This is a genomic window from Pseudomonas putida, from assembly GCF_001976065.1.
In the GTDB taxonomy this organism is placed as follows: Bacteria; Pseudomonadota; Gammaproteobacteria; order Pseudomonadales; family Pseudomonadaceae; genus Aquipseudomonas; species Aquipseudomonas serbica.
On record NZ_MNAH01000006.1, the window covers coordinates 281035 to 305637 of the forward strand.

A 24603-nucleotide genomic window follows, 5' to 3' on the forward strand; every position below is an offset into this window, starting at 1 on the left:
GACACATGGACTACCCGGTCATCGGCCTTTTCTTTGGGAAAAAGCTGATGACGCCTCGATGAGCCGGGAGCAAAGCCGACAGACGGCCCACCAAATTGTGAATGATTGCCAATCGTTCAGTTTTTGCGAACTGACCGCCGGGCAAAATGGAACCAGTATTTGCTACCGGTTCGTCGCACCGGGATAATGCGCACCACTCGGCGCCAAGCGCCACGTAGGGTGTGCCGTGCCAATGCGCCACTCACCGCGTCAGGAAGCCTGCAAGGGCGGGATTGAATGTCTGTGATCAACTTCAACATCGCCCAGTGGCGCGCTTGGGCCCCGGGGCTTGAAAGCGTGGATGACTGGCAGGACTGGTGCCGGCAACCCTCGATGTTGCCGGACAGCGATGCCGCACCCGATGTCTCGTTCCTGCCGGCCATGCAGCGTCGGCGGCTCAGCCGTCTGGCGCGGATGGCGTTCAGTGTCGGCTGGCCATTGGCCGAAGGTCGTCAGGACCTGCCATTGGTTTTTGTTTCCCGTCACGGCGAAACCCCACGCACTTTCGACATACTCAGCGATCTGGCCGTCGACCAGCCGCTGTCGCCGACCCAGTTCAGCCTGTCGGTGCATAACGCGATCATCGGCCTGTGGTCGATCATGCGCGGTGAAACCAGTGAAATGACCGCCCTGGCCGCCGCCGGCGATGGCCTTGAGTACGGCATGCTGGAGGCCGCGGCCCTGTTGGCTGAAGGCTCGCCCGCAGTATTGCTGGTAGTCACCGAAGAGCAGCCGCCCCAGGCCTATTCGACCTGGATCGACGATGTGCCCTTCCCCTATGCCGTCGGCCTGCTGATTACCCCGGGAAATGACTGGCAGCTGTCCCTGAACAGCGCCACGGATGCGTTGTCCAAAGCTCGCTGGCCTCACGCACTGAATCTGTTGTGCACGCTGCTCGGCCCGCAGACCACCTGCCAACATGCCTGGAAAAATCGTGTATGGACCTGGCAACGCAAACCGTGATTGAAAAAAACCGCGATGCCTATTACTGGCGTCTGCTGGCCACTGCCGCGAGCTTTGCCCTTTTCGGGTTGGGTGGCCTGTGCCTGCGCCTGGTGATTTTCCCGCTGCTTGCGTGCCTTCCGGGTGATGCCCGGACCCACCGGTTGCGGGCGCGACAAACCGTCAGTCGCTGCTTCTGGCTTTTCGTGCGCTTCATGGCCCGAACCGGCGTGCTGACCTATGAGATTCAAGGTGCGGACAAACTCGGGCGACCGGGCCAGATGATCGTTGCCAATCATCCATCGCTGATCGATGTGGTGTTCCTGATCGGTCTGGTCCCGCACGCCAACTGCGTGGTCAAGCAAAGCCTTTGGGATAACCCGTTCACTCGCACCCCCCTGCGTCGCACCGAGTACATCAGCAACGACGGCAACATGGACATGCTCGATGCCGCCGCCGATGCGCTCAAGCAAGGCCAGTCGCTGATCATCTTTCCCGAAGGTACTCGCACCCAGCCTGGCCAGGCACCTGCCTTTCATCGGGGTGGAGCGGCAATAGCCGTGCGTGGTGCGAAAATCCTCACCCCTGTGGTGATCAAGGTCAGCCCGACCACATTGACCAAGGCCGAGCCGTGGTATCGGATACCCAAGCGCCGCGTACACTTCAGTTTCCGCGTCGGGGCCGACATAGACCCACAAGCCTTTGCCGCGCTAGGCCCGGCCCCCCAGGCCTCGCGCAAGCTCAACGACTATTTGCATGCCTATTTCATTAAGGAGCTCGCCGAAGATGAGCGATCTGAAGACCGCTAGCCTGCTGCATGACATAAAACAGCTGATCATCGACGCCCTGGGCCTCGAAGACATCAGCCCCGACGACATCGGCGACAACCAGACGCTGTTCGGCGAAGGCCTGGGCCTGGACTCGGTGGACGCCCTGGAACTCGGCCTGGCCATCCAGAAAAAATACGGCATCAAGATCGATGCCGACGCCAAGGACACGCGCAATCACTTCAGTAACGTGGCGAGCCTTGCGGCCTTCGTCACTGCAAAACAGGCAGCTTGAGACCGGACCATGCAAACTCGTGACGACATTTTCATAACCCTGCGCGATGCCTTGGTCGAGCTGTTCGAACTGGACCCGGAACGGGTGAGCCTCGAATCCAACCTGTACCAGGATCTGGAAATCGACAGCATCGATGCGGTCGACCTGATCGACCACATCAAGCGCCAGACCGGCAAGAAAATCGCGGCCGAAGAATTCAAGTCGGTGCGTACCGTCAGCGACGTGGTCGAGGCGGTCTACCGTCTGGTTCAACCGGCCGCATGAGCCGACTGATTGGCCTCGGCCTGCTCCTGGCGGGCCTGCTATACCCTTTTGCGGTGTATTTCGGCATGGAGCATTTCGCGCCGTGGCAGTTCGGGCTCCTGCTGGGCAGCCTGTGGCTGGCCCGCGCGCTGACCGGAAAGCGACGGCCAGGCAGTTCGTGGATGGCTTGCGTGGCCATCCTGTTTTGCCTGTTGCTCGCGCTGTTCGACAGTCCTGTGCTGCTGCGCTGGTACCCGGTACTGATCAGCGGATTCATGCTGGGGCTGTTCGGGTTGAGCCTGAAATACGGCCCGCCAATGGTCGAACGCCTGGCCCGCTCGCGCGAAGCGCATTTGCCGGTCAAGGCCATCCGCTATACCCGCCAGGTGACCATCGCCTGGTGCGTGTTTTTCCTGTGCAACGGGATCTGCGCTGCAGCCCTGACACTGTGGGCGCCACTGAGCTGGTGGATGCTGTACACCGGCCTGATCTCCTACGGATTGATAGGCCTGATGTTTGCCATTGAATGGCTGATACGACAACGGGTACGAGGCCGCCCATGAACTGGATAAAACTTGAGCATCTGCTGCTCAAGGCCGAGCCGGAGCGTGCCGTGACGGCCGCACCGCAGCTCGATCATGCACAATTGTGCGAGCAAGCCCTGCGCCTGGCCGCCGGCCTGCAAAGCCGTGGAGTGCGGCGCATTGCCGTGCATCTTGAAGACGCCGCCGACCTGGCGATTGCCCTGCTGGGCGCCTGGCGCGCCGGGGTCAGCGTGCTGCTGCCTGCCGACCTGCAACCGCAGACCCGCCAGCGCTGGTCTGGTGAAGTGGATGCGTGGCTCACCGATCAGCCCGACGATGCACACTTGGGCGACTTCCAGGACTCCCCCCTTGGCGCCGCCGCCCTCGACCTTGAGCGCTGCTCGCTGAGCCTGTGCACGTCCGGTTCCAGTGGCGAACCCAAGCGCATCGAAAAAACCCTGCGCCAACTGGCCAATGAAGTTGAAGCCCTGGAACAGCTGTGGGGGGCCGACCTGGGCCCGGCTTGCATCATTGGCAGCGTCGCCACCCAGCACATCTATGGCCTGCTGTTTCGAGTGCTGTGGCCACTGTGCGCGGGGCGACCGTTCGTTCGCAGGCAGCTGGCCTTTCCGGAGGACTTGCAGCGTGCCAGCCGTGAGCACCCGGCCTACGCCTGGGTGGCCAGCCCGGCCCTGCTCAAGCGCATGGGTGACAACCTCGACTGGTCGGCGCTGAGTGCCGTGCGGCGGGTATTTTCTTCCGGGGGCGCGCTGCCGGCCGAGGCGGCACAGCGCCTGCAGCAACGCCTGCACCAATGGCCGACGGAAATTTTTGGCAGTTCGGAAACGGGCGGCATTGCCTGGCGTCAGGGTGAATCACTGTGGCAACCCTTTGCTGACGTCCAGTTGAGCCAGGACAACCAGGGGGCCTTGCTCATTGCCTCGCCCTACTTGCCTGTCGGCCATGTCGAGCACACGGCCGATGCCGCGCGAATCACAGCTGACGGCCGATTCGAACTGCTCCGGCGACTGGACAGGATCGTCAAGCTGGAAGAGAAACGGATCTCCCTGCCGATGCTTGAGCAGGCGTTGATGGCCCACGACTGGGTGGCCGAGGCGCGCCTGGGTGTGGTCCAGGAAAACCGCGCCTCGTTGGGCGCGTTGCTGGTCCTGACTGACGCGGGCCTGCATGTACTGCGCAATCAGGGTCGACGCACGCTCACCGAACAACTGCGCCAGCACTTGAGCCTGCATTGTGAGGCCCTGGCCTTGCCAAGGCGCTGGCGCCTGCTGCAACAGCTGCCGTTGAACGCCCAGGGCAAACTGCCCCAGGCCGACGTCGAAGCCCTGCTGCTGGCACCGCGCCCCAAGGCGCCGCAAGTGCTCGAACAGGTCGAGGCCAACGGTGAATGGAGCCTGCAGCTGGCCGTGCCGCCAGACCTTGCCTATTTCAGTGGGCACTTCCCAACCGCCCCGGTATTGCCCGGTGTGGTGCAGGTGGAGTGGGCCATGCACCTGGGCCTGCAATTGATGAACCTGCCGGAAAAGTTCGCCGGCATGGAAGTACTCAAGTTCCAGCAATTGATCCGTCCCGGCGATGAAGTCCAGCTGCACCTGCGCTTTGACCCGGCTCGCGGCAAACTGTATTTCGCCTACCGCAACGAAACCGCCACTTGCTCCAGTGGACGAATCTTGCTGGAGGCGGCGCATGCATAACCCCTGCGCCGTCGTTCCGGTCTACAACCACGAAACCGCGATCACCACGGTGGTCGATGCGCTGCTCGCCAACCAGCTGCCGTGCATTCTGGTGGACGATGCCAGCAGCCCGGCCTGTGCCAGGGTGCTCGATCAACTGGCGCTGCGCGACAACGTGCATCTGATCCGCCTCGCCGCCAACCAGGGCAAGGGCGGTGCAGTGATGACCGGCTTTCGCGAAGCATCGCGCCTGGGTTTCAGTCATGCCTTGCAGGTAGACGCCGACGGCCAGCACGACTTGCAGGACATTCCACGTTTTGTCGAATGCTCGCGTGCCCATCCTGAAGCCGTGATCTGTGGCTACCCGCTCTACGATGACAGCGTGCCGAAGGGTCGTTTGTATGCACGCTATCTGACCCACGTCATGGTCTGGATCAATACCCTGTCGCTGCAAATTCGCGATTCCATGTGCGGCTATCGCCTCTATCCCCTGCCTGCGGTGCTGGCGCTGATCGAATCGGCGAAGATCGGCAAGCGCATGGACTTCGACTCGGACATCCTGGTCCGCCTGGCCTGGCGCGGGCAGCCGATGCAATGGCTGCAAACCAGGGTTCATTACCCGCTGGACGGTGTTTCGCATTTCCGCATGTTCCACGACAACGTGCTGATTTCGAGCATGCACACCCGATTGTTCTTCGGCATGCTGTTGCGCTCGCCGGTGCTCCTGTGGCGACGGTGGCGGTCATGAACACCCACAAGCAACACTGGGCCGACCGCGAGGAGCGCGGCAGCTTCTGGCTGATGAAATTCACCGCCGTCGCCGCCAGACTGCTGGGTCGTCGACTGCTGAGCCCGCTGCTGTATGGCATCGTCCTGTACTTTTTCCTGTTCGGCCGCAGCGCCCGCCTCAGTGCCTGGCAGTACCAGCAACGACTCGCCGACTGGAGCGGTCGCGACGAACTTCGCCCGAGCCATTGGCGAGTGTTCGGCCAGTTCATGGCCTTCGCCGACTCCCTGCTCGACAAGCTCGACGTATGGAACGGCAAGCTGAGCATCGAACAGATCGAAATCATCGACCCGGCGCTGCTGCGCAAACAGTTACGCGGCACTCGCGGGCAAATGCTGGTGGGCGCCCACCTGGGCAACCTCGAAGTCTGCCGCGCATTGGCGGAAATCGGCGAGAAAGTCACCATGAACGTGTTGGTGCACACCAAGCACGCCGAGCGCTTCAACCGCTTGCTGGGTGAAGCCGGTGCGACCAATCTGCGTCTGATCCAGGTCAGTGAACTGGACCCGGTGATCATGCTGCAACTGCACGAACGCCTGGAGCGCGGCGAATGGCTGGCCATTGCTGGCGACCGCGTTCCGCTGCACGGCGGGCGTAGCGTGACGGTGGACTTCCTCGGTCACCCGGCAAAATTCCCGCAAGGGCCGTGGCTTTTGGCCGGACTGCTGAAATGCCCGGTCAACCTGCTGTTGTGCCTGAAGAAACCCGATGGCAACTATCGACTGACCCTCGAACCTTTTGCTGAAGCGATCACCTGGAAACGCAACGACCGCGAACAGGTCATTCATCAGTGGGCCTCCCGCTATGCCGAACGCCTGAGTCACTATTGCCTCGAAGCGCCTCAACAATGGTTCAACTTTTACCCTTTCTGGAAGACCGATGACGACGCCAACGCTTGAGCCTGTAATCTTCGGCGAACGCCCTTTGCGCATCGACGATGTGCTGGCCCTGGCCAACCGCCAGGCGCCGACGCAGTTGCAGGGCGACCCGCCGTTCCGCCAACGCATCGCCAAGGGCGCGCAGTTCCTCGATTCCCTGCTGGACAAGGAAGGCGTGATCTACGGCGTGACCACCGGCTACGGCGACTCCTGCGTGGTGGCGGTGCCGCTGCATCATGTCGAGGCATTGCCGCGTCATCTGTACACGTTCCACGGCTGCGGCCTGGGCAAGCTACTGGACGCGCAGGCCACCCGCGCGGTATTGGCGGCACGCTTGCAGTCGCTCTGCCAGGGCGTGTCGGGGGTTCGCGTGGAGTTGCTGGAACGCCTGCAAGCGTTTCTTGAACACGACATCCTGCCGCTGATTCCGGAAGAAGGTTCGGTGGGCGCCAGTGGTGATCTGACGCCGCTGTCGTATGTCGCTGCCACGCTGTCCGGCGAGCGTGAAGTGATGTATCGCGGCGAACGCCGGCAAGCTGCCGACGTGCACCGAGAACTCGGCTGGCAGCCGCTGGTGCTGCGGCCCAAGGAAGCCCTGGCACTGATGAACGGCACTGCCGTGATGACCGGGCTGGCCTGCCTGGCCTACGCCCGCGCCGATTACCTGCTGCAACTGGCCACACGCATCACCGCGCTGAACGTGGTGGCGCTGCAAGGCAACCCGGAGCATTTCGACGAGCGCCTGTTCGCCGCCAAACCGCACCCGGGACAGATGCAAGTCGCCGCGTGGCTGCGCAAGGACCTGGCCATCGACGCGCCGACCGCGCCGCTGCATCGGCTGCAGGATCGCTACTCGCTGCGTTGCGCGCCGCATGTCCTCGGCGTGCTGGCCGACAGCCTGAACTGGCTGCGCTCGTTCATTGAAATCGAACTCAACAGTGCCAATGACAACCCGATCATCGATGCCGAGGCCGAGCGCGTGCTGCACGGCGGGCACTTTTACGGTGGGCACATCGCGTTCGCCATGGACAGCCTGAAAAACCTCGTGGCCAACGTCGCCGACCTGCTCGATCGACAACTCGCCCTGTTGGTGGACGAACGCTACAACCACGGCTTGCCAAGCAACCTGTCCGGTGCCACGGCCGACCGCGCCATGCTCAACCATGGCTTCAAGGCCGTGCAGATCGGCACCAGCGCCTGGACCGCCGAAGCGCTGAAAAACACCATGCCTGCCAGCGTTTTCTCGCGTTCCACCGAATGCCACAACCAGGACAAGGTGAGCATGGGCACCATCGCGGCCCGCGATGCGATCCGCGTGCTGGAGTTGACCGAGCAGGTCGCCGCCGCCACCTTGCTGGCGGCCAACCAGGGCGTCTGGCTGCGCGCCCAGGCCGAAGACGCGCGGCCGCTGCCGCCCGCGTTGGCCGCCATGCACGAAGCCTTGGCCGAGGATTTTCCGCCGGTCATCGAAGACCGCGCGCTGGAAGGTGAGTTGCGCCTGTGCCTGCAACGAATCGCCACACAACACTGGAGGCTGCATGCGTAGCAAGGGAGTGCTTCACACCGATACACAAATCGTCGTGCCGTTCTTCGACGTCGACCAGATGAACGTCGTCTGGCACGGCCATTACGTCAAATACCTGGAAATCGCCCGTTGCGCCTTGCTGGACAGGATCGGCCACAACTACACGGCGATGTCCGAGTCGGGCTATGCGTGGCCGGTGATCGACCTGCAATTGCGCTATGTACGCGGCGCGGCGTTCGGCCAGAAACTCAACGTGCGCGCCAATCTGGTGGAATGGGAGAACCGGTTGAAGATCAACTACCTGATCAGTGACCTGGACACCGGCGAACGCCTGACCCGCGCCGTGTCCGTTCAGGTCGCCGTCGACATGAGCAATCGCGAAATGCAGTTGGCCTCGCCGAAGGTGTTCACCGACGCCGTGGAGAGGGTCCTGCCATGATTTTCTGCTTGCGCCGTTCCTCTGTAGCAGCAGGCTTGCCCGCGACGGCCGTTAACGGTGACGCTGGGCACCTGACACCCCGCGGCGCTCTCAGGTTTTTTGCGAGCAAGCTCGCTCCTACAGTGTTCTGCGTGTTACTCGGCATTCCAGGGCTGGCCAATGCGTTCGACCTGCAACAGCTCAGCGAGCAGTTGGCCAGGCCCGATGTCATCCACGGCAATTTTATCCAGGAAAAACGCCTGCGGGCCCTGCCCCAGCCACTGACCAGCAAGGGCACCTTCGTCCTGGCGAAGAATCACGGCTTGTTGTGGCTGCTGAAAACGCCATTGCAACAGGACTACCGCATCACCTCCGCAGGCATTGCCCGGCGTGATGCCAGTGGCTGGCAGATGTTGCCCGCCAAGAGTGCCGGTGCCGAGCAGAACCGCTTGTTCCTGGCTGTCCTGCAAGGCGACAGCAGTGGACTGCAACGGGACTTCGAGCTGTCGCTCGGTGGCGATGCACAGAACTGGACACTGACGTTGATGCCGCGCTCGATGCTGCTCAAGCAGGTATTCAACCAGATCAACATCACCGGCGGCGAACTGGTCCAGAGCATCGAGTTGCTGGAAACCCAGGGCGATAGCACGCTGTTGCGCATGCAGGACAGCACCAGCGCGCAACCGTTGAGCGACACGGAGCAGCATGACTTTGCCGAGTGAACGCAGGCTGCCGTGGCTGTTCCTGATCCTGCTGCTGGCAGTGCTGGCGCTCGCCGGCTGGCAATGGCGCGACGGCGCCCCGCTGTCGGCCAACCTGATGGAACTGGTGCCCGGCACCGCACCGGATGCGCTGGAACTGCGCGCCGAGCAACGCATGCAGGAACCATTGAACCGCGAAATGCTGGTGCTGGTCGGCCACGGCGATCGCCAAAAAGCCATTGCCATGGCGCAAACACTGGGGGATCAGTGGCAGGCCAGCGGCCTGTTCGAAAAGGTCCAATGGAACCTGCAGGCCGACTTGCCGGCGTTACGCACGCAACTGCTGCAAGGCCGATTGGCCATGCTCGCGGCAGACGATCGCGAGCAACTGATCGAGCACCCCGATGCCTTTATCCAGCAACGGGTGCAGGCGCTGTTTGACCCCTTCACCGGCTTCAGCCTGGTGCCCAGCCAGGATGACTGGCTGGGCCTGACCGGACGCATCCAGAACAGCCAGCCACAGCACGGTGCCGTGCAACTGGACATTGGCAGTGGCGCCTTGATCGCCGAGGCCGATGGCAAGCACTGGGTGCTGCTGCGGGCGCGGGCCACCGGCAACGCCTTCGACATGAACCTGCCGCTGCAAGTGGCCGACCTGCTCCAGTACAGTCGCGAGGAGGCCGCCAGGGCCGACGTGCAACTGCTCGCCGCGAGTGGCTTGTTGTACGCGGCCAACGGCCAGCGCCAGGCGTCCCGGGAAATGACCTGGGTCGGTGGCGGTGCCACTGTCGGCATCCTGTTGTTGCTATTGCTGGCCTTTCGCCGCTGGCGTGTCCTGCTGGCATTTGTTCCGGTGCTGGTGGGCATGCTGTTTGGCGCGGTAGCCTGCGTGGCACTGTTCGGCCACATGCATGTGATGACGCTGGTACTGGGTTCGAGCCTGATCGGCGTGGCCGTCGATTACCCGCTGCATTACCTGTCCAAGAGCTGGAGCCTGAAACCCTGGCATAGCTGGCCGGCGTTGCGCCTGACCTTGCCGGGGCTGACCCTGAGCCTGGTCACCAGCGCCATCGGCTACCTGGCCCTGGCCTGGACACCCTTCCCGGCCTTGACCCAGATTGCCGTGTTCTCGGCAGCGGGCCTGCTGGGTGCCTATTTGTCCGCGGTGTGCCTGCTACCGGCGCTGCTCAAGGGTGCCGAACTGCGTCCGGCGCAATGGCCGCTACGCCTTTGCGAATATCTACTGCTGTGCCGCGAAGCGTTGCTTCGGCATTTGAGCACGCCGGTATTGCTGGCGCTGCTGATCGCTTTTTGTGTCGGCGGCCTGGTGCAACTCCAGACCCGTAACGACATCCGCCAGTGGGTGGGTGCGCCGCAGCAGTTGACCGACGAAGCGCAGACCATTGCGCGAATCACGGGTTATCAACCCACCAGCCAGTTCTTCCTGGTGCAGGCCGCCGACCAGCAGCAATTGCTCGAACGCCATAGCGCCCTGAGTGAACGCCTGGATCAGCTGGTTGGCCTGGAGAAACTCCAGGGTTACCTGTCGCTCAATCAACTGGTCAGCCCGCCCAGCGAACAGCGCAAGGTTCGCGAGGCATTGAGCAAACTGCCATCGTACTGGCAACCGTTGCTCGATGTCGGCGTACCGGCGCAGGCGTTGCAGGCGGAGTTGAGCCAATTGCAGGCACTGCCCGTCGAAGACATCGACAGCGCGCTGGCCGGCCCATTGGCCGAGCCCTATCGCCTGTTATGGCTGGGACCGACCGCCGACGGCGTGGCAGCGATGGTCAGCTTGCAGGGCCTGAACAATCCTGCCCTGTTACGGGTACAGGCTGAGGATTTGCCTGGCGTGAAGCTGGTGGATCGGCTGGGCGAGCTGAACAGCGTGTTCGCCGCCACCCAGATCAGCGCCGCCGAACTGAAACTCGCCTCCTGCGTGCTGATCGTACTGGTGCTGATCCTGCCGTTCGGGCTTGGCGGCGCGCTGCGCATCGTCTCCCTGCCGTTGCTGGCGGCCTTGTGCAGCCTGGCCAGCCTTGGCTGGTTGGGGCAGCCGCTGACCCTGTTCAGCCTGTTCGGACTGCTGCTGGTGACGGCGATCAGCGTCGATTACGCCATCCTCATGCGCGAACAGGTCGGCGGCGCCGCCGTGAGCCTGCTGGGCACCTTGCTGGCCGCATTGACCACCTGGCTGTCGTTCGGCCTGCTGGCGGTATCGAGCACACCCGCGGTGAGCAATTTCGGCCTGTCGGTGAGCCTGGGCCTGATCTTCAGCTTCCTGCTCGCGCCCTGGGCCGGTCGCCAGGTTCACGCCGCCAGCCTCACGGAGCCAACCGCATGATGATCGGGCTGTTCTGGGCGATGGCCCTGGTACTGTTCGCCGTGGCGACCCGGGTCGGGCGCCATTTCGGCCTGATTCCCATTGTCAGCCAGTTGCTGCTGGCGACCCTCGGCTTGCCGTTGCTGATGTACTTCTGGATCGAACCGCAATGGCAACTGAGCGGCGCGGCGCTGGTGTCACCAGGCTGGTTGAAGAACCTCTACAGCCTGAGTTTCGCACTGCTGCTGGGGTATATCCTCAGCGATGTGATCGACCTGCAACTGGACCGCCAGAGCCTGAAAATCGCCCTGCCGAGTTTCTCCATCCCGTTCGCCTGCGGCCTGGCCACGGCCATCTGGCTGTTGCCGCCGCAACCCTGGATAAGCTCGCTGGCGGTCGGCCTGCTGTTCGCGATCACCGCGATCCCGGTGTTGTACCTGTACCTGCGGCACATCAATTACCCGCACAGCGCCACCCGGCGACTGGTGCAGACCGCGATCATCATCGACCTGGCCTGCTGGACCCTGTTCGCCCTGGGCCAAGGCAGCCTGCACCTGAGCAGCCTGTTGCTACCCTTGGCCGGCGCGTGCCTGCCCGTGCTGCTGCGGTTGTTGGGCCTACGGCAAACCTGGCTGTACAGCCTGGGTTTTTTCGCGTTGCTGGTGGTGGCCGAACACTACAAGCTCAATGCGCTGATTTTCGGCATCGGTTACGTACTGATCATGGCGGCGCTCAAGGCACCGCTGGTGCTGCCGTTGCCGGCAATATGGATGAACCGCTTGCAGACGTACATCGCCATTCCATTGATACTCACGTTCGGTATCGTGCAGATCAACGTGCACAGCGCGATGGACAGCCTCGGCTGGATGCAATTGGCGGCCCTGCTGCTGTTGCCGATTGCCAGCAAGCTGCTGGGCAACTGGCTCGGCCTTGGCTGGGCCGGCGCTTCGTTCCAGGGCGCCAGCCGCTGGCGGGAAAGTGTGCTGCTGAACATTCGCGGCCTGAGCGAGATCGTCTTCCTCAATCTGCTGCTGCAACAACAGCTCATCAGCCCGGCGCTGTACTTTGCGTTGATGCTGATGGGCCTGATCGCGACCCTGCTGCCGGCACTGGCCGGCATGCACCGGATCCCTTTGATAGCTGCCGCCCAGGCAAGGAGCCCCCATGCCAACCGTTGAAATGCAACGTCGTCAGATCGTGGTCATCGGCGCGGGTCCCTCAGGGGCCATCGCCGCCGCGCTGCTCAAGCGCAAGGGGCATGACGTGCTGGTGATCGAGCGCCAGCATTTCCCGCGGTTTTCCATCGGCGAGAGCCTGTTATCCCACTGCCTGGATTTCGTCGAAGAAGCGGGCATGCTCGACGCCGTCAATGCGGCGGGTTTCCAGCTGAAAACCGGGGCCGCGTTTGCCTGGGGCGAGCGCTACAGCACCTTCGATTTCGGCGACACATTCACGCAAGGCAAGCCAACGACTTTCCAGGTGCAGCGCGCCGATTTCGACAAACTGCTGGCTGATCAGGCCGCGCTGCAAGGCGTGGAAATCCGCTATGGCGAAACCATCGTCAGCGTCGATATCGAGCAGGCCAACCCGCTGCTCGGCGTTCGCCGCGAAGACGGCAGCGAGTACCGCATCGAAGCTGACTTCATGCTCGACGCCAGTGGTTACGGCCGCGTCCTCCCGCGCTTGCTCGACCTTGAAGCACCGTCGAATTTCCCGGTACGCCAGGCGGTGTTCACCCATGTCGAAGACCATATCGACCACCCGAACTTCGACCGTACCAAGATCCTCATCACCACCCATCCCACCCAGCGTGACGTCTGGTTCTGGACCATTCCGTTCAGCAATGGCCGCTGCTCGGTCGGTGTGGTCGCAGCAGCCGAACACTTCGAAGGCCGCAGTGATAATCTTGATGAATGCCTGCGTGGTTTCATCGCCGAGACCCCCAGCCTGGCCGGGGTACTGGAAAAAGCCGTATGGGATACGCCGGCCCGCTCCATCGGCGGTTATTCGGCCAACGTCAAAACCCTGCACGGACGAGGTTTCGCCTTGCTGGGCAATGCCGCGGAATTTCTCGACCCGGTGTTTTCCTCCGGCGTGACCATCGCCATGCGCTCGGCGAGCATGGCCGCAGGCGTCCTGCACCGCCAGCTGCAAGGCGAGTCCGTGGACTGGCAGCGTGAATTTGCCGAACCGCTCAAGCGCGGGGTCGATACATTCCGCTGCTACGTCGAGGGCTGGTACGCCGGGACTTTCCAGGACGTGATCTATTACCCGGATGGCGCTGCGGAAATCCGCCGCATGATCAGCTCGATCCTCGCCGGGTATGCCTGGGACGAGCGCAATCCGTTCGTCGCCGAACCGAAACGTCGACTGCGAATGTTGTCAGAACTCTGTGCAAGGGATGCGACATGAGCGACTTGGACAACGTGGTTTGCCAACCCGTTGAAGGGTGTGCCTGATGATGCGATGCCTGCTGCTCGGTTGCATCCTGCTTTTGAGTGCCTGCGCCAGCCAGGCGCCACTGCCCGAGCAGACCCCGAGTATGGCGTTGCCGCTGCAATTGCACATCCAGCGCTTGCAGGCTGATCAGCGCCTGGACTGGGTGTTGGTCATCCAGCGTGAAGGCCCTGCCATCCGCTGGTCGATGATGGACTTGCTGGGTATTCCGCAGGCACGCCAGAAACTGATCGATGGCCATTGGCACGCCGATGGCCTGTTGCCGCCGAACCCGGAAGCCCGGGAGCTGTTCGCCGCGCTGCTGTTTGCGCTGACCCCCAGGGATGAACTGTCTGGCAACTATCCGGGCGCATGGCAACACGGGGCACAACGCTCGCTGCCAGAGCGCTGGGATGTCCGTTACTCACAACCATTGAGCTTCGAATTGAACCTGCCCAAAGGCCCGAAATATCAAATCACGCCCCTGAGCGGTGACACGCCATGACGGTCTACCTCAATGCCTTGGGGGTCGTCTGTGCCCTCGGTCGCGACAAGGAGGAAGTCGCCCGCAACCTGTTTGCCGGCGATTGCTCCGGCATGCGTAGCGAGACCGGCTGGGTGGCAGAGCGATCATTGCCGGTGGGTGCGGTCACGGGTGAACTCGTGCCGATTCCCGTCGAACTGACCTGCCAACGCAGCCGCAACAATCAACTGCTGATGGAGGCCGCGCTGCAGATTCGCCCCGACATCGATCAGGCCATCCGGCGCTATGGCCGCGACCGTATCGGGATCGTGCTGGGCACCAGCACTTCGGGCATCGATGAAGCCAGCCAGGGCCTGGCCCTCTACGTGCGCGAACAGCAGTTCCCGGCCGACTACGACTACCAGCAACAGGAACTCGGCGCGCCGGCGAACTTTCTCGCCGACTGGCTGCAATTGAGCGGCCCGGCCTACGTGATCTCCACCGCCTGCACCTCCAGCGCCCGCGCTTTGATGAGTGCCCAGCGCCTGCTCGACCTGGGGATATGCGACGTGGTGCTGTGCGGTGGTGTCGACACACTGTGCAAGCTGACCCTCAACGGCTTCTCGGCACTCGAAGCGGTGTCCGGACAACGTTGCAATCCGTTTTCGGTTAACCGCAATGGCATCAATATCGGCGAAGCGGCCGTGCTGTTCCTGATGAGCAAACAGCCTGGCGACAGCCAGCCGATTGCCCTGCTGGGCAGTGGCGCCAGTTCCGATGCGCACCACATTTCCGCCCCGGAACCCTCCGGCCGTGGCGCCCAACAGGCGATGCGCAAGGCCTTGAGCCGAGCCGGACTGCAACCCGGGCAGATCGCCTACCTGAACCTGCATGGCACCGCCACCCAACACAATGACGCCATGGAAAGCCACGCGGTAGCCGCGTTGTTCCCGGCCGGTGTGCCCTGTTCTTCGACCAAGCCCATGACCGGTCATACCCTTGGCGCGGCCGGGGCGCTGGAGGCTGCGTTCTGCTGGTTGAGCCTGAGCAGCGACAACCACGAGCACCGCCTGGCGCCGCACGTTTGGGACGGCCAGCCCGACCCGCAACTGCCGGCCCTGAAATGGGTGACTCCCGCCGATCGCCTGGCGTCCACTGGACCTCGCTACCTGATGAGCAATTCCTTCGCCTTCGGTGGCAACAACGTCAGCCTGATTATCGGAGACGCCCCATGATTGACTGGCCGCTCGCCGAACTGTTGCCCCATGCTGGCGACATGATCCTCATCGAGCAGATCCTGGCATTCGATGAAGAACAGATTCATACCCGCCTCAGCGTCAAGCCCGACGGCCTGTTCAACCTCCCCGACGGCAGCCTGCCCGCCTGGGTCGGTATTGAACTGATGGCCCAGAGCGTCGCGGCCTTCGCCGGCTGCCATGCGCGCCAGCGCGGCGATGCCGTGGAACTGGGCTTTTTGCTCGGTTCTCGCAAGTTCGAATGCAACGTCGATCGTTTCCCGGCCGGCACCGAGCTGACCCTGCACGGCATGCGCTCCCTGGAAGACGACAACGGCATGGGCGTGTTCGAGTGCCACATCACCGCACCCGGTATTCACGCCAGCGCCCGACTGAACGTGTATCGCCCGCCTCAAGCGGCCCAATATCTTCATGAATCCGAAGGAGTCCAGTCATGACTGAATCCGTACTGGTCACCGGTTCCAGCCGTGGCATCGGCCGCGCCATCGCCTTGCGCCTGGCCCGGGCCGGGCATGACATCGTGCTGCATTGCCGCAGTGGCCTGGCGGATGCCCAAGCCGTACAAGGTGAAATCGAGGCACTGGGTCGCACTGCGCGCGTCCTGCAATTCGACGTGTCGGACCGCGCCGGTTGCAAAGCCATTCTCGAGGCGGACGTCGAAACCCATGGCGCCTATTACGGCGTGGTGCTAAACGCCGGCCTGACGCGTGATGGTGCTTTTCCGGCGCTGAGCGAGGATGATTGGGATGTGGTGATGCGCACCAACCTCGACGGTTTCTACAACGTGCTGCACCCGGTGATGATGCCGATGATCCGTCGTCGCGCCGCCGGGCGAATTGTCTGCATCACCTCGGTGTCCGGCTTGATCGGCAATCGCGGCCAGGTCAACTACAGCGCCTCCAAGGCCGGCTTGATCGGCGCGGCAAAGGCGTTGGCGATCGAGTTGGGCAAGCGCAAGATCACCGTCAACTGTGTCGCGCCCGGCCTTATCGACACAGCCATGCTCGATGAAAACGTGCCGGTGGACGAATTGATGAAAATGATCCCCGCTGGGCGCATGGGCACCCCTGAAGAGGTGGCCGGCGCGGTGAACTTTTTGATGTCGGCGGAAGCCTCGTACATCACCCGGCAGGTTCTGGCCGTCAACGGAGGCCTGTGCTGATGAAGCGCGTCGTCGTCACCGGCATGGCCGGCATCACCTCCCTGGGCAGCGACTGGGAAACCATCGCCGGCCATTTCGCGGCCAACCGCAGTGGCATTCGTCGAATGGATGAATGGGACCGCTTCACCGAACTCAATACGCGCCTGGCCGGCCCCATCGATGACTTCAAGGTGCCGAGCCACTGGACGCGCAAACAACTGCGCAGCATGGGTCGCGTTTCACGGCTGGCCGTCGGCGCGGCGGAACAGGCACTGGCCGACGCCGGATTGCTCGGTGACGAATCGATCAAGGACGGACGCATGGGCGTCGCCTGCGGTTCCTCCACCGGCAGCACCGACGAAATCAAGGCGTTCGGCAACATGCTGCTCAATTCGGTGGCCGAAGGCCTGAACGCCAACTCCTACGTGCGCATGATGCCGCACACCACGGCCGCCAACATCAGCATCTTCTTCGGTCTTACCGGCCGCCTGATCCCCACCTCCAGCGCTTGCACCAGCGGCAGCCAAGGGATCGGCTATGCCTATGAGGCCATCAAGTTCGGCCGCCTGCCGCTGATGCTCGCTGGCGGCGCCGAAGAACTGTGCCCGACCGAAGCCATGGTCTTCGACGCGCTCTACGCCACCAGCCTGAAAAACAGCGCCCCGCACACCACCCCACGCCCCTACGACAAAGGCCGCGACGGCCTGGTGATCGGAGAAGGCGGCGGCATGCTGGTGCTCGAAGAACTGGAGCACGCCCTGGCCCGGGGTGCCCGCATCCATGCCGAACTCGTCGGTTTCGGCAGCAATGCCGACGGGCAGCACACCACCCGCCCTGAGCAAGTCACCATGCGCCGCGCCATGGAGTTGGCCCTGGAAGACGCAGGCTTGAGTCCGGCCGACATCGGCTACGTCAACGGTCATGGCACGGCGACTGAACAGGGCGACATCGCCGAAACCCTCGCGACCAGCAGCCTGTTCGGCGAACACATGCCAATCAGCTCGCAAAAAAGTTTCCTCGGCCACACCCTGGGCGCCTGTGGCGCGCTGGAGTCCTGGTTCAGCATCGAAATGATGAACCGCGACCTGTACGCCCACACCCTGAACCTGGATGAAGTCGACCCGCACTGCGGCAAGCTGGACTATCTGCGTGGCGAGTTCCGGCAGATGAGCAACCAGTATGTGATGAACAACAATTTTGCGTTTGGCGGGGTGAATACTTCGTTGATTTTCAAGCGCTGGGCGTAGGGCCAGAAACGACAAAGGGCGCCTTTCGGCGCCCCTTCACAGACAGGTCGGCTTGTCATCGCCCTTTACCTGCCTGGCTCTGCGATGGCTGGTTGCCCAGGATCCTCAGAGTCTCGCAAGCCCCTTTCGGGAACACCCGAACAACATGATCAAGGTGGATCGAGGTTATCCAGGACCCGATTCACCGCCAGTTCCCCCAGCATGATCGATTGCTGAATCCCCAGCAGTGTGTGGCTCTGCGTGGCGTTCAGGCTCCTCGCGAAATCGCTCGCCATGACATTGGCTGATGCCAGTGAAACGCAGGCGTATTCCAGAAGGGTGTGGTTGTCGATTTCGGGGGCGATGAGGAAGATATGGCTGGCTTGGTGTGGAATATCTGGGTCGGTATCCGGTGGGTTTGAGCTATTGGTCATGATTCAGCGTCCTGACAGTGGGGGCCACACCGAATCGCTACTGATCAAAAGGGTGGCAGCTGTACGCAGGTTAGTAGACCGGGTTACACGAACCGGCGCGCCCAAAGGCGCCCTGCGCACAGCTACCGTCAAGGGCAGGTATTGGCATACCTGCCTATCGGGAGCGCCAATGCGCTTCGTATAACAACGGGCTACTAAACCCGATCACTGACAATCAGTGACCCGGTTCAAGCTACCGATGGCCCTCAAAGCGCACAAGCCGGCGGATTCTGGAGTAGTTGTAGGCAACGCCGCAAGGCGCTGTAGCCCCTTCGGGATAGTTCAGAAATGTCCCACGAGCAGCGGCGAAAAATCTGAGCCTGTAGGAGCGAGCTTGCTCGCGATGAACCAAAGAACACTGTGTGCACCCAGAAACCCCACGTCATCGTTAACGACCATCGCGGGCAGGCTCGCTCCTACAGCGGTTCAACCTTGCGTGTGAGCAGTTCCACAAACGCCCGCGCCATCGGCGACTTCTGGTCCTTGCGCTGCACCAGCCATACCGCCGACACCGCCGCTGGATCGAGCAGCGGTCGATAAACCACGCCATCAATGCGCATTCGCTGGTAAGACGCCGGCAGCACCGACACACCCAGCCCCGCAGCCACCAGGCCAATGATGGTCATCGCCTCGCCAGCCTCCTGGGCAAAGTGCGGGCTGAAGCCGGCGTCACGGGCCAAACTGAGCAGTTGCGCGTACAGGCCACTGCCGTAGCTGCGCGGAAAAAAAACGAACGGCTCGAGGGCCAGCGCTGACAGAAACAAGCCTTCTTCACTGCCATTGGCCAAAGGATGCTTGGCGCTGAGAACGGCGACCAGCGGCTCGCGCATCAGCTCGACCACACTGAGCGAATCGGGCAGCCCAAGCGGGCGCATGATGCCGACTTCAATCGACTCATCCACCAGCGCATCGGCCACCTGGGTGCTGCTCATTTCCCGCAGGTTCAGGTGCACTGCCGGAAAACGCTGGCGAAAAGAGAAAATCGCCTGGGGAATCGTTGAGTTGAACGGTGCCGACGAGGTGAAGCCGATTTTCAGTTCGCCCAGCTCGCCCAGCTGTGCCCGCCGCGCAACATCCGCCGCCTTGTCGACCTGCGCCAGCACCAGCCGCGCCTCTTCCAGGAACAGTCGACCGGCCTCGCTCAGCTCGACCCGACGATTGGTACGCTCGAACAAACGCGCGCCGAGCTCCTGCTCCAGCGCCTGGATCTGCTGGCTCAGCGGCGGCTGCGAGATGCCCAGCACCTGTGCGGCGCGGCCGAAGTGCAGTTCTTCGGCGACGGCGATGAAGTAGCGCAGATGACGAAATTCCATGAACACCCCATTAGGTCGTTAAAGCTATCAAACAGGTCGAACAATATATTGGATTGAATCATTAGCCAGCTATATGCTTTTTTCATTGCCTGACCGGCTGCGCTCCTCCGAGGTCCAACGTGAAAACTGCTGTCGCTCCACTCGCTCATGAAATTCCACCCGCCGCCCAAGGCGAAGTCGCCGCCGAGCTCGCGCAGATCTACATCGAAAAAGGCACCCCGGCATTCATGCGCACCGTGCTGGCGCTGTTCTGCGGTGGCTTCGCTACCTTCGCCCTGCTCTACTGCGTGCAACCGATGATGCCGTTGTTGTCCCACGAATACTCCATCAACGCGGCGCAGAGCAGCCTGATCCTGTCGGTGGCCACGGGCATGCTTGCCATCGGCCTGCTGATCACCGGCCCGATCTCCGACCGCGTCGGGCGTAAACAGGTGATGGTGGCGGCGTTGTTCGCCGCCGCACTGTGCACCATGGCCAGTGCGATGATGCCGAGCTGGCATGGTGTCCTGGCGATGCGTGCACTGATCGGCTTGTCATTGAGCGGCCTGGCAGCGGTTGCGATGACCTATTTGAGCGAAGAGATTCACCCGCAGCACATCGGCCTCGCGATGGGTTTGTACATTGGCGGCAACGCCATCGGCGGGATGAGCGGGCGTCTTATTACCGGCGTATTGATCGACTTCGTCAGCTGGCACACGGCAATGCTGGTGATCGGCGGCCTGGCGCTGATTGCGGCAGCGCTGTTCTGGAAAATTCTTCCCGAGTCGCGCAACTTCAGCCCCCGCTCGCTGCACCCGCGTAGCCTGGTTGACGGTTTCACCATGCACTTTCGCGACGCCGGCCTGCCGCTGCTGTTCCTCGAAGCCTTCGTGCTGATGGGTGCGTTCGTCACCTTGTTCAACTACATCGGCTACCGCCTGCTGGCCGAGCCGTATCACATGGAACAGGCCTTCGTCGGACTGCTCTCGGTGGTGTACCTCTCGGGTATCTACAGCTCGGCGAAGATCGGCTCGCTGGCCGACAAGATAGGCCGCCGCAAAGTGCTCTGGAGTACGATCGCGCTGATGATCTGCGGCCTCGCCCTGACCATGTTTACGCCATTGCCGCTGGTCATCTTCGGCATGCTGGTCTTCACGTTCGGCTTTTTCGGTGCCCACTCGGTCGCCAGCAGCTGGATCGGCCGCCGTGCCACCAAGGCCAAGGGCCAGGCATCGTCCTTGTACCTGTTCTGCTACTACGCCGGGGGGAGCATCGCTGGTACGGCGGGCGGCGTGTTCTGGCACTTGGGCGGCTGGAACGGCATCGGCTTGTTCATCGGCGCCTTGCTGATCGTGGCATTACTGGCCGCCTTGAAGCTGGCGAAGTTGCCGCCCCTGCCGGGCGCCGGCGCGACTATCTGAGCACCACCCGCGCCTCCAGCACCGCGTTGCGCTTTTCCAGGGTCAAGGATTGCAGCACGGTGCCATTGCGTTCGATGCGGTCCAGCCAGGCCAGCAATACCTTGGCGTCGCCGCTGAGACTGAGGCGCAACTGATCGCCGTCGGTATTGACCTGATGCAGTTCCAGCCCCGCCTCGGTGGCGCTTTCGCTGACGTGCAGCGACAGCGGCTGGGCGACTGCTTTGCGCGCGCTGCGCGGACGCGCCAGTTGCAGTTGTGCGGCCAGTGCCAGTTGCTGATGATGTTGCCGCTCGGCAGTCGCAAGTCGCTGCTGGGTCGGTTGCCAGACCAGGCTGAATGCCGCGACGCCCAAGGCAAACGCACCCAACATCAGCAACAACCATCGCTCGCGCAGCGACAGACGTTGCCAGCGCGGCACCCTCTCCGGCCATGTAATCAATCCGCTCAGTTTCATGTGCCTTGCTCCAGGGTCAGGGTCGCCTGCACCCGATCGCCTTCCTTGCTCGCGCTGTCGAGTCGCACCGGCAGGCCTTGCTGTCGGCCACGTTCACGCAATAACTCCAGCTCGGTAAAGCTATTGGCCGTCAGCCGGACTTTCCAGCCGTCGCCTTCGCGAAACTCAATACGCTGGACATCGGCGTTGCTGGCACCGATGACTTGCTCGACGAGTTTGACCAGCCCGGCGATCTGGCCGTCCTGGGGGGCCGCATTCGGGCTTTGCAAGGCATTGAGCTGTAACGCCAGGTCAACGATGCGGGTCTGGTCCGGGTAAAGCGTCTTGAATTGCTGTTCGTTGCGGCTGTAGAGCTGGTGGCTCTGGCTTTCGAGAAATCCGATACGTGCCTGGCTGGCGCCCCAGTCGAGCAGCAACAGCGCCAGCACGACCAGCCCGCCGAGCCGCCAGGGCAGGCGCTTGCGGGGTGCCGCGAAATCACCGTGCAACAGATTGATCGCCTGGCCATTTACCGAGGTCAGCCATTGATCGATATCTGTGCAGTCCTGACGCTCGTCGCGCCACTGCACGTCCATGGGCAAACCTGGCTTGAGCGCCAGCAACCCGTCATCCGACACGGCCAGACGAGCGGGCAAGCCGCCTCCGAGCAACCAGCGGCCAAACCAGCGGATACCCAGCGCCTGGTCACAGGGCAACACATCGGCATCGACAAACACGGAGCGCACTTCAAGACCCACTTCAGCCAGCAGCGCGAGCACGGCGGTAAATCGTTCGCGGTCGATCACCAGCACCGGATAGCGGCCCTGTGAATCGCGCGCACCGGTGCTCAGGTGCAGCCTTTCCAGGACTTCGCTCAATTGCTCTTCGACGGCGAACGCAATGGCCCGGGCATCCGGCTGGCGCCTGGACGGCCACGGATCGCTGAGCATCCAGCTGCACAATTCCATGGGCAACAGCAGATCGACCGCCTGTCCAGCCAGTACTTGTGCCGCTTGGCTCAAGGGCAGGAGTTGCCGCTTGCCGGTCGACGTCCAACGACAACACGGCCAAGCGACCGTGGAATGGGTCAAGCCGTCGGCTGTCAGGTAAAGCCAGGTTTTCATTGCGGTATCTCGTTGGGGTTCGAGGGTAGAACACGCCGTTGCAGGACGTTCAGGTGACGCGTCTTCGGGTCGCGCTCGACATCGGTGGCCAGCCGCAGATGGCCCTGTCCCTGGGTCACTAGCACGGTGATCCGGTACCAGCGGCTGTCAACGCCCAGGCCATGGCTGCTCAAGCCCAAACCGGATAACAGCGGATCCTGGGTAAAGGCTTGAACACTTGGCCAACCTGCCGTAGAACGCTGGCGCACCAGGGCTTCGGCCGTTGAACTCTCGATGCCGTCGAGCGTGCGCAACACCAGGGCCGGCGCCGTGTTGACGTTCGTCGCGGCCTCTGCCGGTAACAGTGCGACCCAGGGCGCCAGGTGCCGCAACAGCTCGGCGTCGACACCGGGAAGCAACCGCAGTTGGCTGAGCTCGCGCAGCGCCCCCACTTGCTCCAGTTGCACCGGCGGTAGCTCGAGCAGCGCCAGCAAACGCGCCCAGCGATTGAGCGTGACTTGATCGACCTGGCCCTGAATCAACAGGGCATTGAGGTTGAAGCGCCCGGCCAGGTCTTCGATTTCGACACGTATCTGCGCATCTTCCATGGCGAAAGCGCTGGACGGCTGAGCAATCAGGTCGCTGTCTTTCTGCTGGGCCTTGAGCAAACCGAGGCCTCTGGTTTCCCCGGCTACGGCCAGTTGTCGCAGGTGCATCTGCTGTAACTGTTGCCCGATGCCTTGCAGTAACGTGCGATGGCTGCGCAGCATGCCGCCGATGATCACTAGCGCCAGGCTCATGACCAACAACACACTGATCAACGCAACACCGCGTTGACCCGACCTCATGGCAACGCTCCCGGCAATAACAGCACCCGGCGAATCGCCTCGAATCGTCCGGCCGACAGCTGCATTTCCACAGCCAACGGTGCCTTCGGGGCCTGTCCGGATGGCCAATCGCCGAGCCAACCGACCTGCCTGTCGTACAGACGCCAACGCACGTCTCGAACATTGTCGAGCAGTTTTTGACGCTGCACGCTCAGAGCCCCTTCTGCCCGGCTATCACGCCATAACACGCCGCTGTCGAGTCGGTAGGTCAGCACCTGTCGCTCACTGCGCGGCAGGTCCAGCGGGTTACGCCAATTGCTGCGCACCAGTTGTAACTGCGTCGGGTCAAGTAGGACAGGCTGTTGCGCGATGTGCAGCAGGTCGCGCTCGATCAATGCCACGGCGCGTTGCAGGTTTTTGAGTTCACGTTCGTGGCTCAGGGTGCCCTGTTGCACGCGCACCACACCGTCGAACAGCGTCCAGCTGGCCAGCCCCAGCAATGCGAAAATCGCAATGGCAATGACCAGTTCGAGCAGGGTGAAGCCGCCTTGATTATTCATGACGATTAGCTATCCAGCCGATGGCGCGGAACAGGGTCTGGTTGCGACCGGCCAGGCCGACCTCGACCTCCACCACCACCCCATGCGGATCGTTCGCCATGCCGACGAATTGACGCACGACCCAGTCGCGATCCCCCATGCTCACCTGCCGTTGTGGCTGCTCAATCACGGGGGACGATTGCAGGCGCAACTCGTTCAGTCGGTTGTCCGCCACCCAGCCTGCGAGAAGGCGTTCTTCGGCGCCGCCAGCCTGCCTCACAACGTACTGGCTGGCGGACAGCACGGCCGTTGCCAGGGTCGCGAAAATCGCCAGGGCCACCATGACTTCAAGCAAGGTGAATCCACCCATGCGCGGTATGGACGACGGCTCAGTCATCGATCACGACCTCGCCGATGCCATCGCTGGACAGGCTCGCCCAGACTTTGTCCCTGCCAGCGAACTGCAGTGTGAAGCTGCTGGTTTCATCGCTGCTCAACAGCAGAACCTGAGGCGGGCCGGCGTCAGCGCCCAGGCTTAGGGAATACCCTTCCTGCTCAAGGCTCAATCGCACGCCATCGGGCCAGCGGTAGAAGGCTTGCAGCGGCTCCCAGCCACGCCCTTCGAGGCGCATTGACCGATACCCTTCGACACTCAGTCGCAGACCGTATTCCCGCCCCTCGAGCACGGCCTGTTCCCGCAGTTGGCCAATGACACCCGCCAGGGTGCGCGCTTCCTGCCTGGCCTGCTGAACCGGGTTATCGCCAGCGGCCAGACTCACCATACCCACCAGCACGCCGATCAGGACGATCACGATCATCATTTCCAGCAAGGTAAATCCCCGGCAACGGCGTGGCAT

28 protein-coding genes are annotated in these 24603 nt (G+C 62.6%); 20 read left to right on the forward strand and 8 right to left on the reverse strand.

Annotated elements, in window-relative coordinates; genetic code table 11:
- Positions 1-276: 276 nt before the first annotated feature.
- The 19 genes from BKX96_RS21495 to BKX96_RS21585 are packed head-to-tail and all read left to right on the forward strand — an operon-like array spanning position 277 to position 17679.
- Positions 277-1002 (forward strand): beta-ketoacyl synthase chain length factor, encoded by a 726-nt coding sequence (locus BKX96_RS21495; RefSeq protein WP_046819909.1) that lies wholly within the window; start codon positions 277-279, stop codon positions 1000-1002.
- Positions 978-1790, forward strand: coding sequence for a lysophospholipid acyltransferase family protein (locus tag BKX96_RS21500; RefSeq protein ID WP_046819910.1), 813 nt, complete (start codon positions 978-980; stop codon positions 1788-1790). Before BKX96_RS21495 ends, BKX96_RS21500 begins: the two co-directional genes overlap by 25 nt.
- Positions 1768-2043, forward strand: a complete 276-nt coding sequence (locus tag BKX96_RS21505; protein ID WP_046819911.1) for a phosphopantetheine-binding protein — start codon at positions 1768-1770, stop codon at positions 2041-2043. The genes BKX96_RS21500 and BKX96_RS21505 overlap by 23 nt, the downstream gene beginning before the upstream one ends.
- A 9-nt stretch (positions 2044-2052) precedes the next feature.
- A complete protein-coding gene (locus BKX96_RS21510; RefSeq protein ID WP_046819912.1) occupies positions 2053-2307 on the forward strand; it encodes an acyl carrier protein in 255 nt (84 codons plus the stop codon).
- A complete protein-coding gene (locus tag BKX96_RS21515; RefSeq protein WP_077185428.1) occupies positions 2304-2849 on the forward strand; it encodes a COG4648 family protein in 546 nt (181 codons plus the stop codon). Before BKX96_RS21510 ends, BKX96_RS21515 begins: the two co-directional genes overlap by 4 nt.
- The gene (locus BKX96_RS21520) at positions 2846-4525 is read left to right on the forward strand and encodes an acyl-CoA synthetase family protein (RefSeq protein WP_077185429.1); all 1680 of its coding nucleotides are present in this window, start codon (positions 2846-2848) and stop codon (positions 4523-4525) included. The genes BKX96_RS21515 and BKX96_RS21520 overlap by 4 nt, the downstream gene beginning before the upstream one ends.
- Complete coding sequence (locus BKX96_RS21525; protein ID WP_046819915.1) at positions 4518-5252, forward strand: glycosyltransferase family 2 protein; 735 nt, start codon at positions 4518-4520, stop codon at positions 5250-5252. The genes BKX96_RS21520 and BKX96_RS21525 overlap by 8 nt, the downstream gene beginning before the upstream one ends.
- Positions 5249-6190: a lysophospholipid acyltransferase family protein gene (locus BKX96_RS21530; protein ID WP_077185430.1), complete on the forward strand. Its 942-nt coding sequence runs from the start codon at positions 5249-5251 to the stop codon at positions 6188-6190. The genes BKX96_RS21525 and BKX96_RS21530 overlap by 4 nt, the downstream gene beginning before the upstream one ends.
- Positions 6171-7715 carry an HAL/PAL/TAL family ammonia-lyase gene (locus BKX96_RS21535; RefSeq protein ID WP_077185431.1) on the forward strand — a complete coding sequence of 515 codons (1545 nt, stop codon included), beginning with the start codon at positions 6171-6173 and terminating at the stop codon, positions 7713-7715. Before BKX96_RS21530 ends, BKX96_RS21535 begins: the two co-directional genes overlap by 20 nt.
- Entirely contained in the window at positions 7708-8133 is a 426-nt protein-coding gene (locus tag BKX96_RS21540) for an acyl-CoA thioesterase (RefSeq protein ID WP_077185432.1), read from the forward strand. Before BKX96_RS21535 ends, BKX96_RS21540 begins: the two co-directional genes overlap by 8 nt.
- Positions 8130-8834 carry an outer membrane lipoprotein carrier protein LolA gene (locus tag BKX96_RS21545; RefSeq protein ID WP_077185433.1) on the forward strand — a complete coding sequence of 235 codons (705 nt, stop codon included), beginning with the start codon at positions 8130-8132 and terminating at the stop codon, positions 8832-8834. The genes BKX96_RS21540 and BKX96_RS21545 overlap by 4 nt, the downstream gene beginning before the upstream one ends.
- Positions 8818-11157, forward strand: a complete 2340-nt coding sequence (locus BKX96_RS21550) for an MMPL family transporter (protein ID WP_077185434.1) — start codon at positions 8818-8820, stop codon at positions 11155-11157. The genes BKX96_RS21545 and BKX96_RS21550 overlap by 17 nt, the downstream gene beginning before the upstream one ends.
- Positions 11154-12314, forward strand: a complete 1161-nt coding sequence (locus BKX96_RS21555; RefSeq protein WP_077185435.1) for a cation:proton antiporter — start codon at positions 11154-11156, stop codon at positions 12312-12314. The genes BKX96_RS21550 and BKX96_RS21555 overlap by 4 nt, the downstream gene beginning before the upstream one ends.
- A complete protein-coding gene (locus BKX96_RS21560) occupies positions 12301-13548 on the forward strand; it encodes an NAD(P)/FAD-dependent oxidoreductase (protein WP_046819922.1) in 1248 nt (415 codons plus the stop codon). The genes BKX96_RS21555 and BKX96_RS21560 overlap by 14 nt, the downstream gene beginning before the upstream one ends.
- 46 nt (positions 13549-13594) lie before the next feature.
- Positions 13595-14077: a hypothetical protein gene (locus BKX96_RS21565; RefSeq protein ID WP_046819923.1), complete on the forward strand. Its 483-nt coding sequence runs from the start codon at positions 13595-13597 to the stop codon at positions 14075-14077.
- Entirely contained in the window at positions 14074-15270 is a 1197-nt protein-coding gene (locus tag BKX96_RS21570) for a beta-ketoacyl-[acyl-carrier-protein] synthase family protein (protein ID WP_077185436.1), read from the forward strand. The genes BKX96_RS21565 and BKX96_RS21570 overlap by 4 nt, the downstream gene beginning before the upstream one ends.
- Positions 15267-15728: a hotdog family protein gene (locus BKX96_RS21575; protein WP_046819925.1), complete on the forward strand. Its 462-nt coding sequence runs from the start codon at positions 15267-15269 to the stop codon at positions 15726-15728. The genes BKX96_RS21570 and BKX96_RS21575 overlap by 4 nt, the downstream gene beginning before the upstream one ends.
- Complete coding sequence (gene fabG, locus BKX96_RS21580; RefSeq protein ID WP_046819926.1) at positions 15725-16453, forward strand: 3-oxoacyl-ACP reductase FabG; 729 nt, start codon at positions 15725-15727, stop codon at positions 16451-16453. Before BKX96_RS21575 ends, fabG begins: the two co-directional genes overlap by 4 nt.
- Complete coding sequence (locus BKX96_RS21585) at positions 16453-17679, forward strand: beta-ketoacyl-ACP synthase (protein ID WP_046819927.1); 1227 nt, start codon at positions 16453-16455, stop codon at positions 17677-17679. The genes fabG and BKX96_RS21585 overlap by 1 nt, the downstream gene beginning before the upstream one ends.
- Before the next feature lie 149 nt (positions 17680-17828).
- Here the strand turns inward: BKX96_RS21585 and BKX96_RS21590 are convergent, their stop codons facing one another.
- Together BKX96_RS21590 and BKX96_RS21595 are read right to left on the reverse strand one after the other, a co-directional pair.
- Positions 17829-18092: a DUF6124 family protein gene (locus BKX96_RS21590; protein WP_077185437.1), complete on the reverse strand. Its 264-nt coding sequence runs from the start codon at positions 18090-18092 to the stop codon at positions 17829-17831.
- A 455-nt stretch (positions 18093-18547) separates the two neighbouring features.
- Entirely contained in the window at positions 18548-19444 is an 897-nt protein-coding gene (locus tag BKX96_RS21595) for a LysR family transcriptional regulator (RefSeq protein WP_046819929.1), read from the reverse strand.
- A 119-nt stretch (positions 19445-19563) separates the two neighbouring features.
- Between BKX96_RS21595 and BKX96_RS21600 the strand changes: the two genes are divergently transcribed.
- Positions 19564-20844, forward strand: a complete 1281-nt coding sequence (locus BKX96_RS21600; protein ID WP_046819930.1) for an MFS transporter — start codon at positions 19564-19566, stop codon at positions 20842-20844.
- Here BKX96_RS21600 and BKX96_RS21605 read toward each other — a convergent pair.
- The 6 genes from BKX96_RS21605 to gspH are packed head-to-tail and all read right to left on the reverse strand — an operon-like array spanning position 20837 to position 24603.
- Positions 20837-21298, reverse strand: coding sequence for a type II secretion system protein M (locus BKX96_RS21605; protein WP_046819931.1), 462 nt, complete (start codon positions 21296-21298; stop codon positions 20837-20839). The two genes, BKX96_RS21600 and BKX96_RS21605, sit on opposite strands and share 8 nt — an antisense overlap.
- The gene (gspL, locus tag BKX96_RS21610; RefSeq protein WP_046819932.1) at positions 21295-22401 is read right to left on the reverse strand and encodes a type II secretion system protein GspL; all 1107 of its coding nucleotides are present in this window, start codon (positions 22399-22401) and stop codon (positions 21295-21297) included. The genes BKX96_RS21605 and gspL overlap by 4 nt, the downstream gene beginning before the upstream one ends.
- Positions 22398-23228: a type II secretion system minor pseudopilin gene (locus BKX96_RS21615; RefSeq protein ID WP_077185438.1), complete on the reverse strand. Its 831-nt coding sequence runs from the start codon at positions 23226-23228 to the stop codon at positions 22398-22400. Before BKX96_RS21615 ends, gspL begins: the two co-directional genes overlap by 4 nt.
- A complete protein-coding gene (locus tag BKX96_RS21620; protein WP_077185439.1) occupies positions 23225-23767 on the reverse strand; it encodes a type II secretion system protein GspJ in 543 nt (180 codons plus the stop codon). The genes BKX96_RS21615 and BKX96_RS21620 overlap by 4 nt, the downstream gene beginning before the upstream one ends.
- Complete coding sequence (gene gspI, locus BKX96_RS21625; RefSeq protein WP_046819935.1) at positions 23760-24143, reverse strand: type II secretion system minor pseudopilin GspI; 384 nt, start codon at positions 24141-24143, stop codon at positions 23760-23762. The genes BKX96_RS21620 and gspI overlap by 8 nt, the downstream gene beginning before the upstream one ends.
- Positions 24136-24603 carry a type II secretion system minor pseudopilin GspH gene (gspH, locus tag BKX96_RS21630; RefSeq protein ID WP_077185440.1) on the reverse strand — a complete coding sequence of 156 codons (468 nt, stop codon included), beginning with the start codon at positions 24601-24603 and terminating at the stop codon, positions 24136-24138. The genes gspI and gspH overlap by 8 nt, the downstream gene beginning before the upstream one ends.

Coding starts and splice junctions, on each gene's coding strand:
- BKX96_RS21590 (WP_077185437.1), bottom strand. CDS start 18,092: ATGACCAATAGCTCAAACCCACCGGATACCGACCCAGATATTCCACAC.
- BKX96_RS21615 (WP_077185438.1), bottom strand. CDS start 23,228: ATGAGGTCGGGTCAACGCGGTGTTGCGTTGATCAGTGTGTTGTTGGTC.
- BKX96_RS21555 (WP_077185435.1), top strand. CDS start 11,154: ATGATGATCGGGCTGTTCTGGGCGATGGCCCTGGTACTGTTCGCCGTG.
- BKX96_RS21545 (WP_077185433.1), top strand. CDS start 8,130: ATGATTTTCTGCTTGCGCCGTTCCTCTGTAGCAGCAGGCTTGCCCGCG.
- BKX96_RS21520 (WP_077185429.1), top strand. CDS start 2,846: ATGAACTGGATAAAACTTGAGCATCTGCTGCTCAAGGCCGAGCCGGAG.
- BKX96_RS21500 (WP_046819910.1), top strand. CDS start 978: ATGGACCTGGCAACGCAAACCGTGATTGAAAAAAACCGCGATGCCTAT.
- BKX96_RS21515 (WP_077185428.1), top strand. CDS start 2,304: ATGAGCCGACTGATTGGCCTCGGCCTGCTCCTGGCGGGCCTGCTATAC.
- BKX96_RS21510 (WP_046819912.1), top strand. CDS start 2,053: ATGCAAACTCGTGACGACATTTTCATAACCCTGCGCGATGCCTTGGTC.
- BKX96_RS21495 (WP_046819909.1), top strand. CDS start 277: ATGTCTGTGATCAACTTCAACATCGCCCAGTGGCGCGCTTGGGCCCCG.
- gspH (WP_077185440.1), bottom strand. CDS start 24,603: ATGCCACGCCGTTGCCGGGGATTTACCTTGCTGGAAATGATGATCGTG.
- BKX96_RS21565 (WP_046819923.1), top strand. CDS start 13,595: ATGATGCGATGCCTGCTGCTCGGTTGCATCCTGCTTTTGAGTGCCTGC.
- BKX96_RS21535 (WP_077185431.1), top strand. CDS start 6,171: ATGACGACGCCAACGCTTGAGCCTGTAATCTTCGGCGAACGCCCTTTG.
- BKX96_RS21550 (WP_077185434.1), top strand. CDS start 8,818: ATGACTTTGCCGAGTGAACGCAGGCTGCCGTGGCTGTTCCTGATCCTG.
- BKX96_RS21560 (WP_046819922.1), top strand. CDS start 12,301: ATGCCAACCGTTGAAATGCAACGTCGTCAGATCGTGGTCATCGGCGCG.
- gspI (WP_046819935.1), bottom strand. CDS start 24,143: ATGACTGAGCCGTCGTCCATACCGCGCATGGGTGGATTCACCTTGCTT.
- BKX96_RS21595 (WP_046819929.1), bottom strand. CDS start 19,444: ATGGAATTTCGTCATCTGCGCTACTTCATCGCCGTCGCCGAAGAACTG.
- BKX96_RS21525 (WP_046819915.1), top strand. CDS start 4,518: ATGCATAACCCCTGCGCCGTCGTTCCGGTCTACAACCACGAAACCGCG.
- BKX96_RS21570 (WP_077185436.1), top strand. CDS start 14,074: ATGACGGTCTACCTCAATGCCTTGGGGGTCGTCTGTGCCCTCGGTCGC.
- BKX96_RS21605 (WP_046819931.1), bottom strand. CDS start 21,298: ATGAAACTGAGCGGATTGATTACATGGCCGGAGAGGGTGCCGCGCTGG.
- BKX96_RS21505 (WP_046819911.1), top strand. CDS start 1,768: ATGAGCGATCTGAAGACCGCTAGCCTGCTGCATGACATAAAACAGCTG.
- BKX96_RS21585 (WP_046819927.1), top strand. CDS start 16,453: ATGAAGCGCGTCGTCGTCACCGGCATGGCCGGCATCACCTCCCTGGGC.
- BKX96_RS21575 (WP_046819925.1), top strand. CDS start 15,267: ATGATTGACTGGCCGCTCGCCGAACTGTTGCCCCATGCTGGCGACATG.
- BKX96_RS21530 (WP_077185430.1), top strand. CDS start 5,249: ATGAACACCCACAAGCAACACTGGGCCGACCGCGAGGAGCGCGGCAGC.
- fabG (WP_046819926.1), top strand. CDS start 15,725: ATGACTGAATCCGTACTGGTCACCGGTTCCAGCCGTGGCATCGGCCGC.
- BKX96_RS21620 (WP_077185439.1), bottom strand. CDS start 23,767: ATGAATAATCAAGGCGGCTTCACCCTGCTCGAACTGGTCATTGCCATT.
- gspL (WP_046819932.1), bottom strand. CDS start 22,401: ATGAAAACCTGGCTTTACCTGACAGCCGACGGCTTGACCCATTCCACG.
- BKX96_RS21540 (WP_077185432.1), top strand. CDS start 7,708: ATGCGTAGCAAGGGAGTGCTTCACACCGATACACAAATCGTCGTGCCG.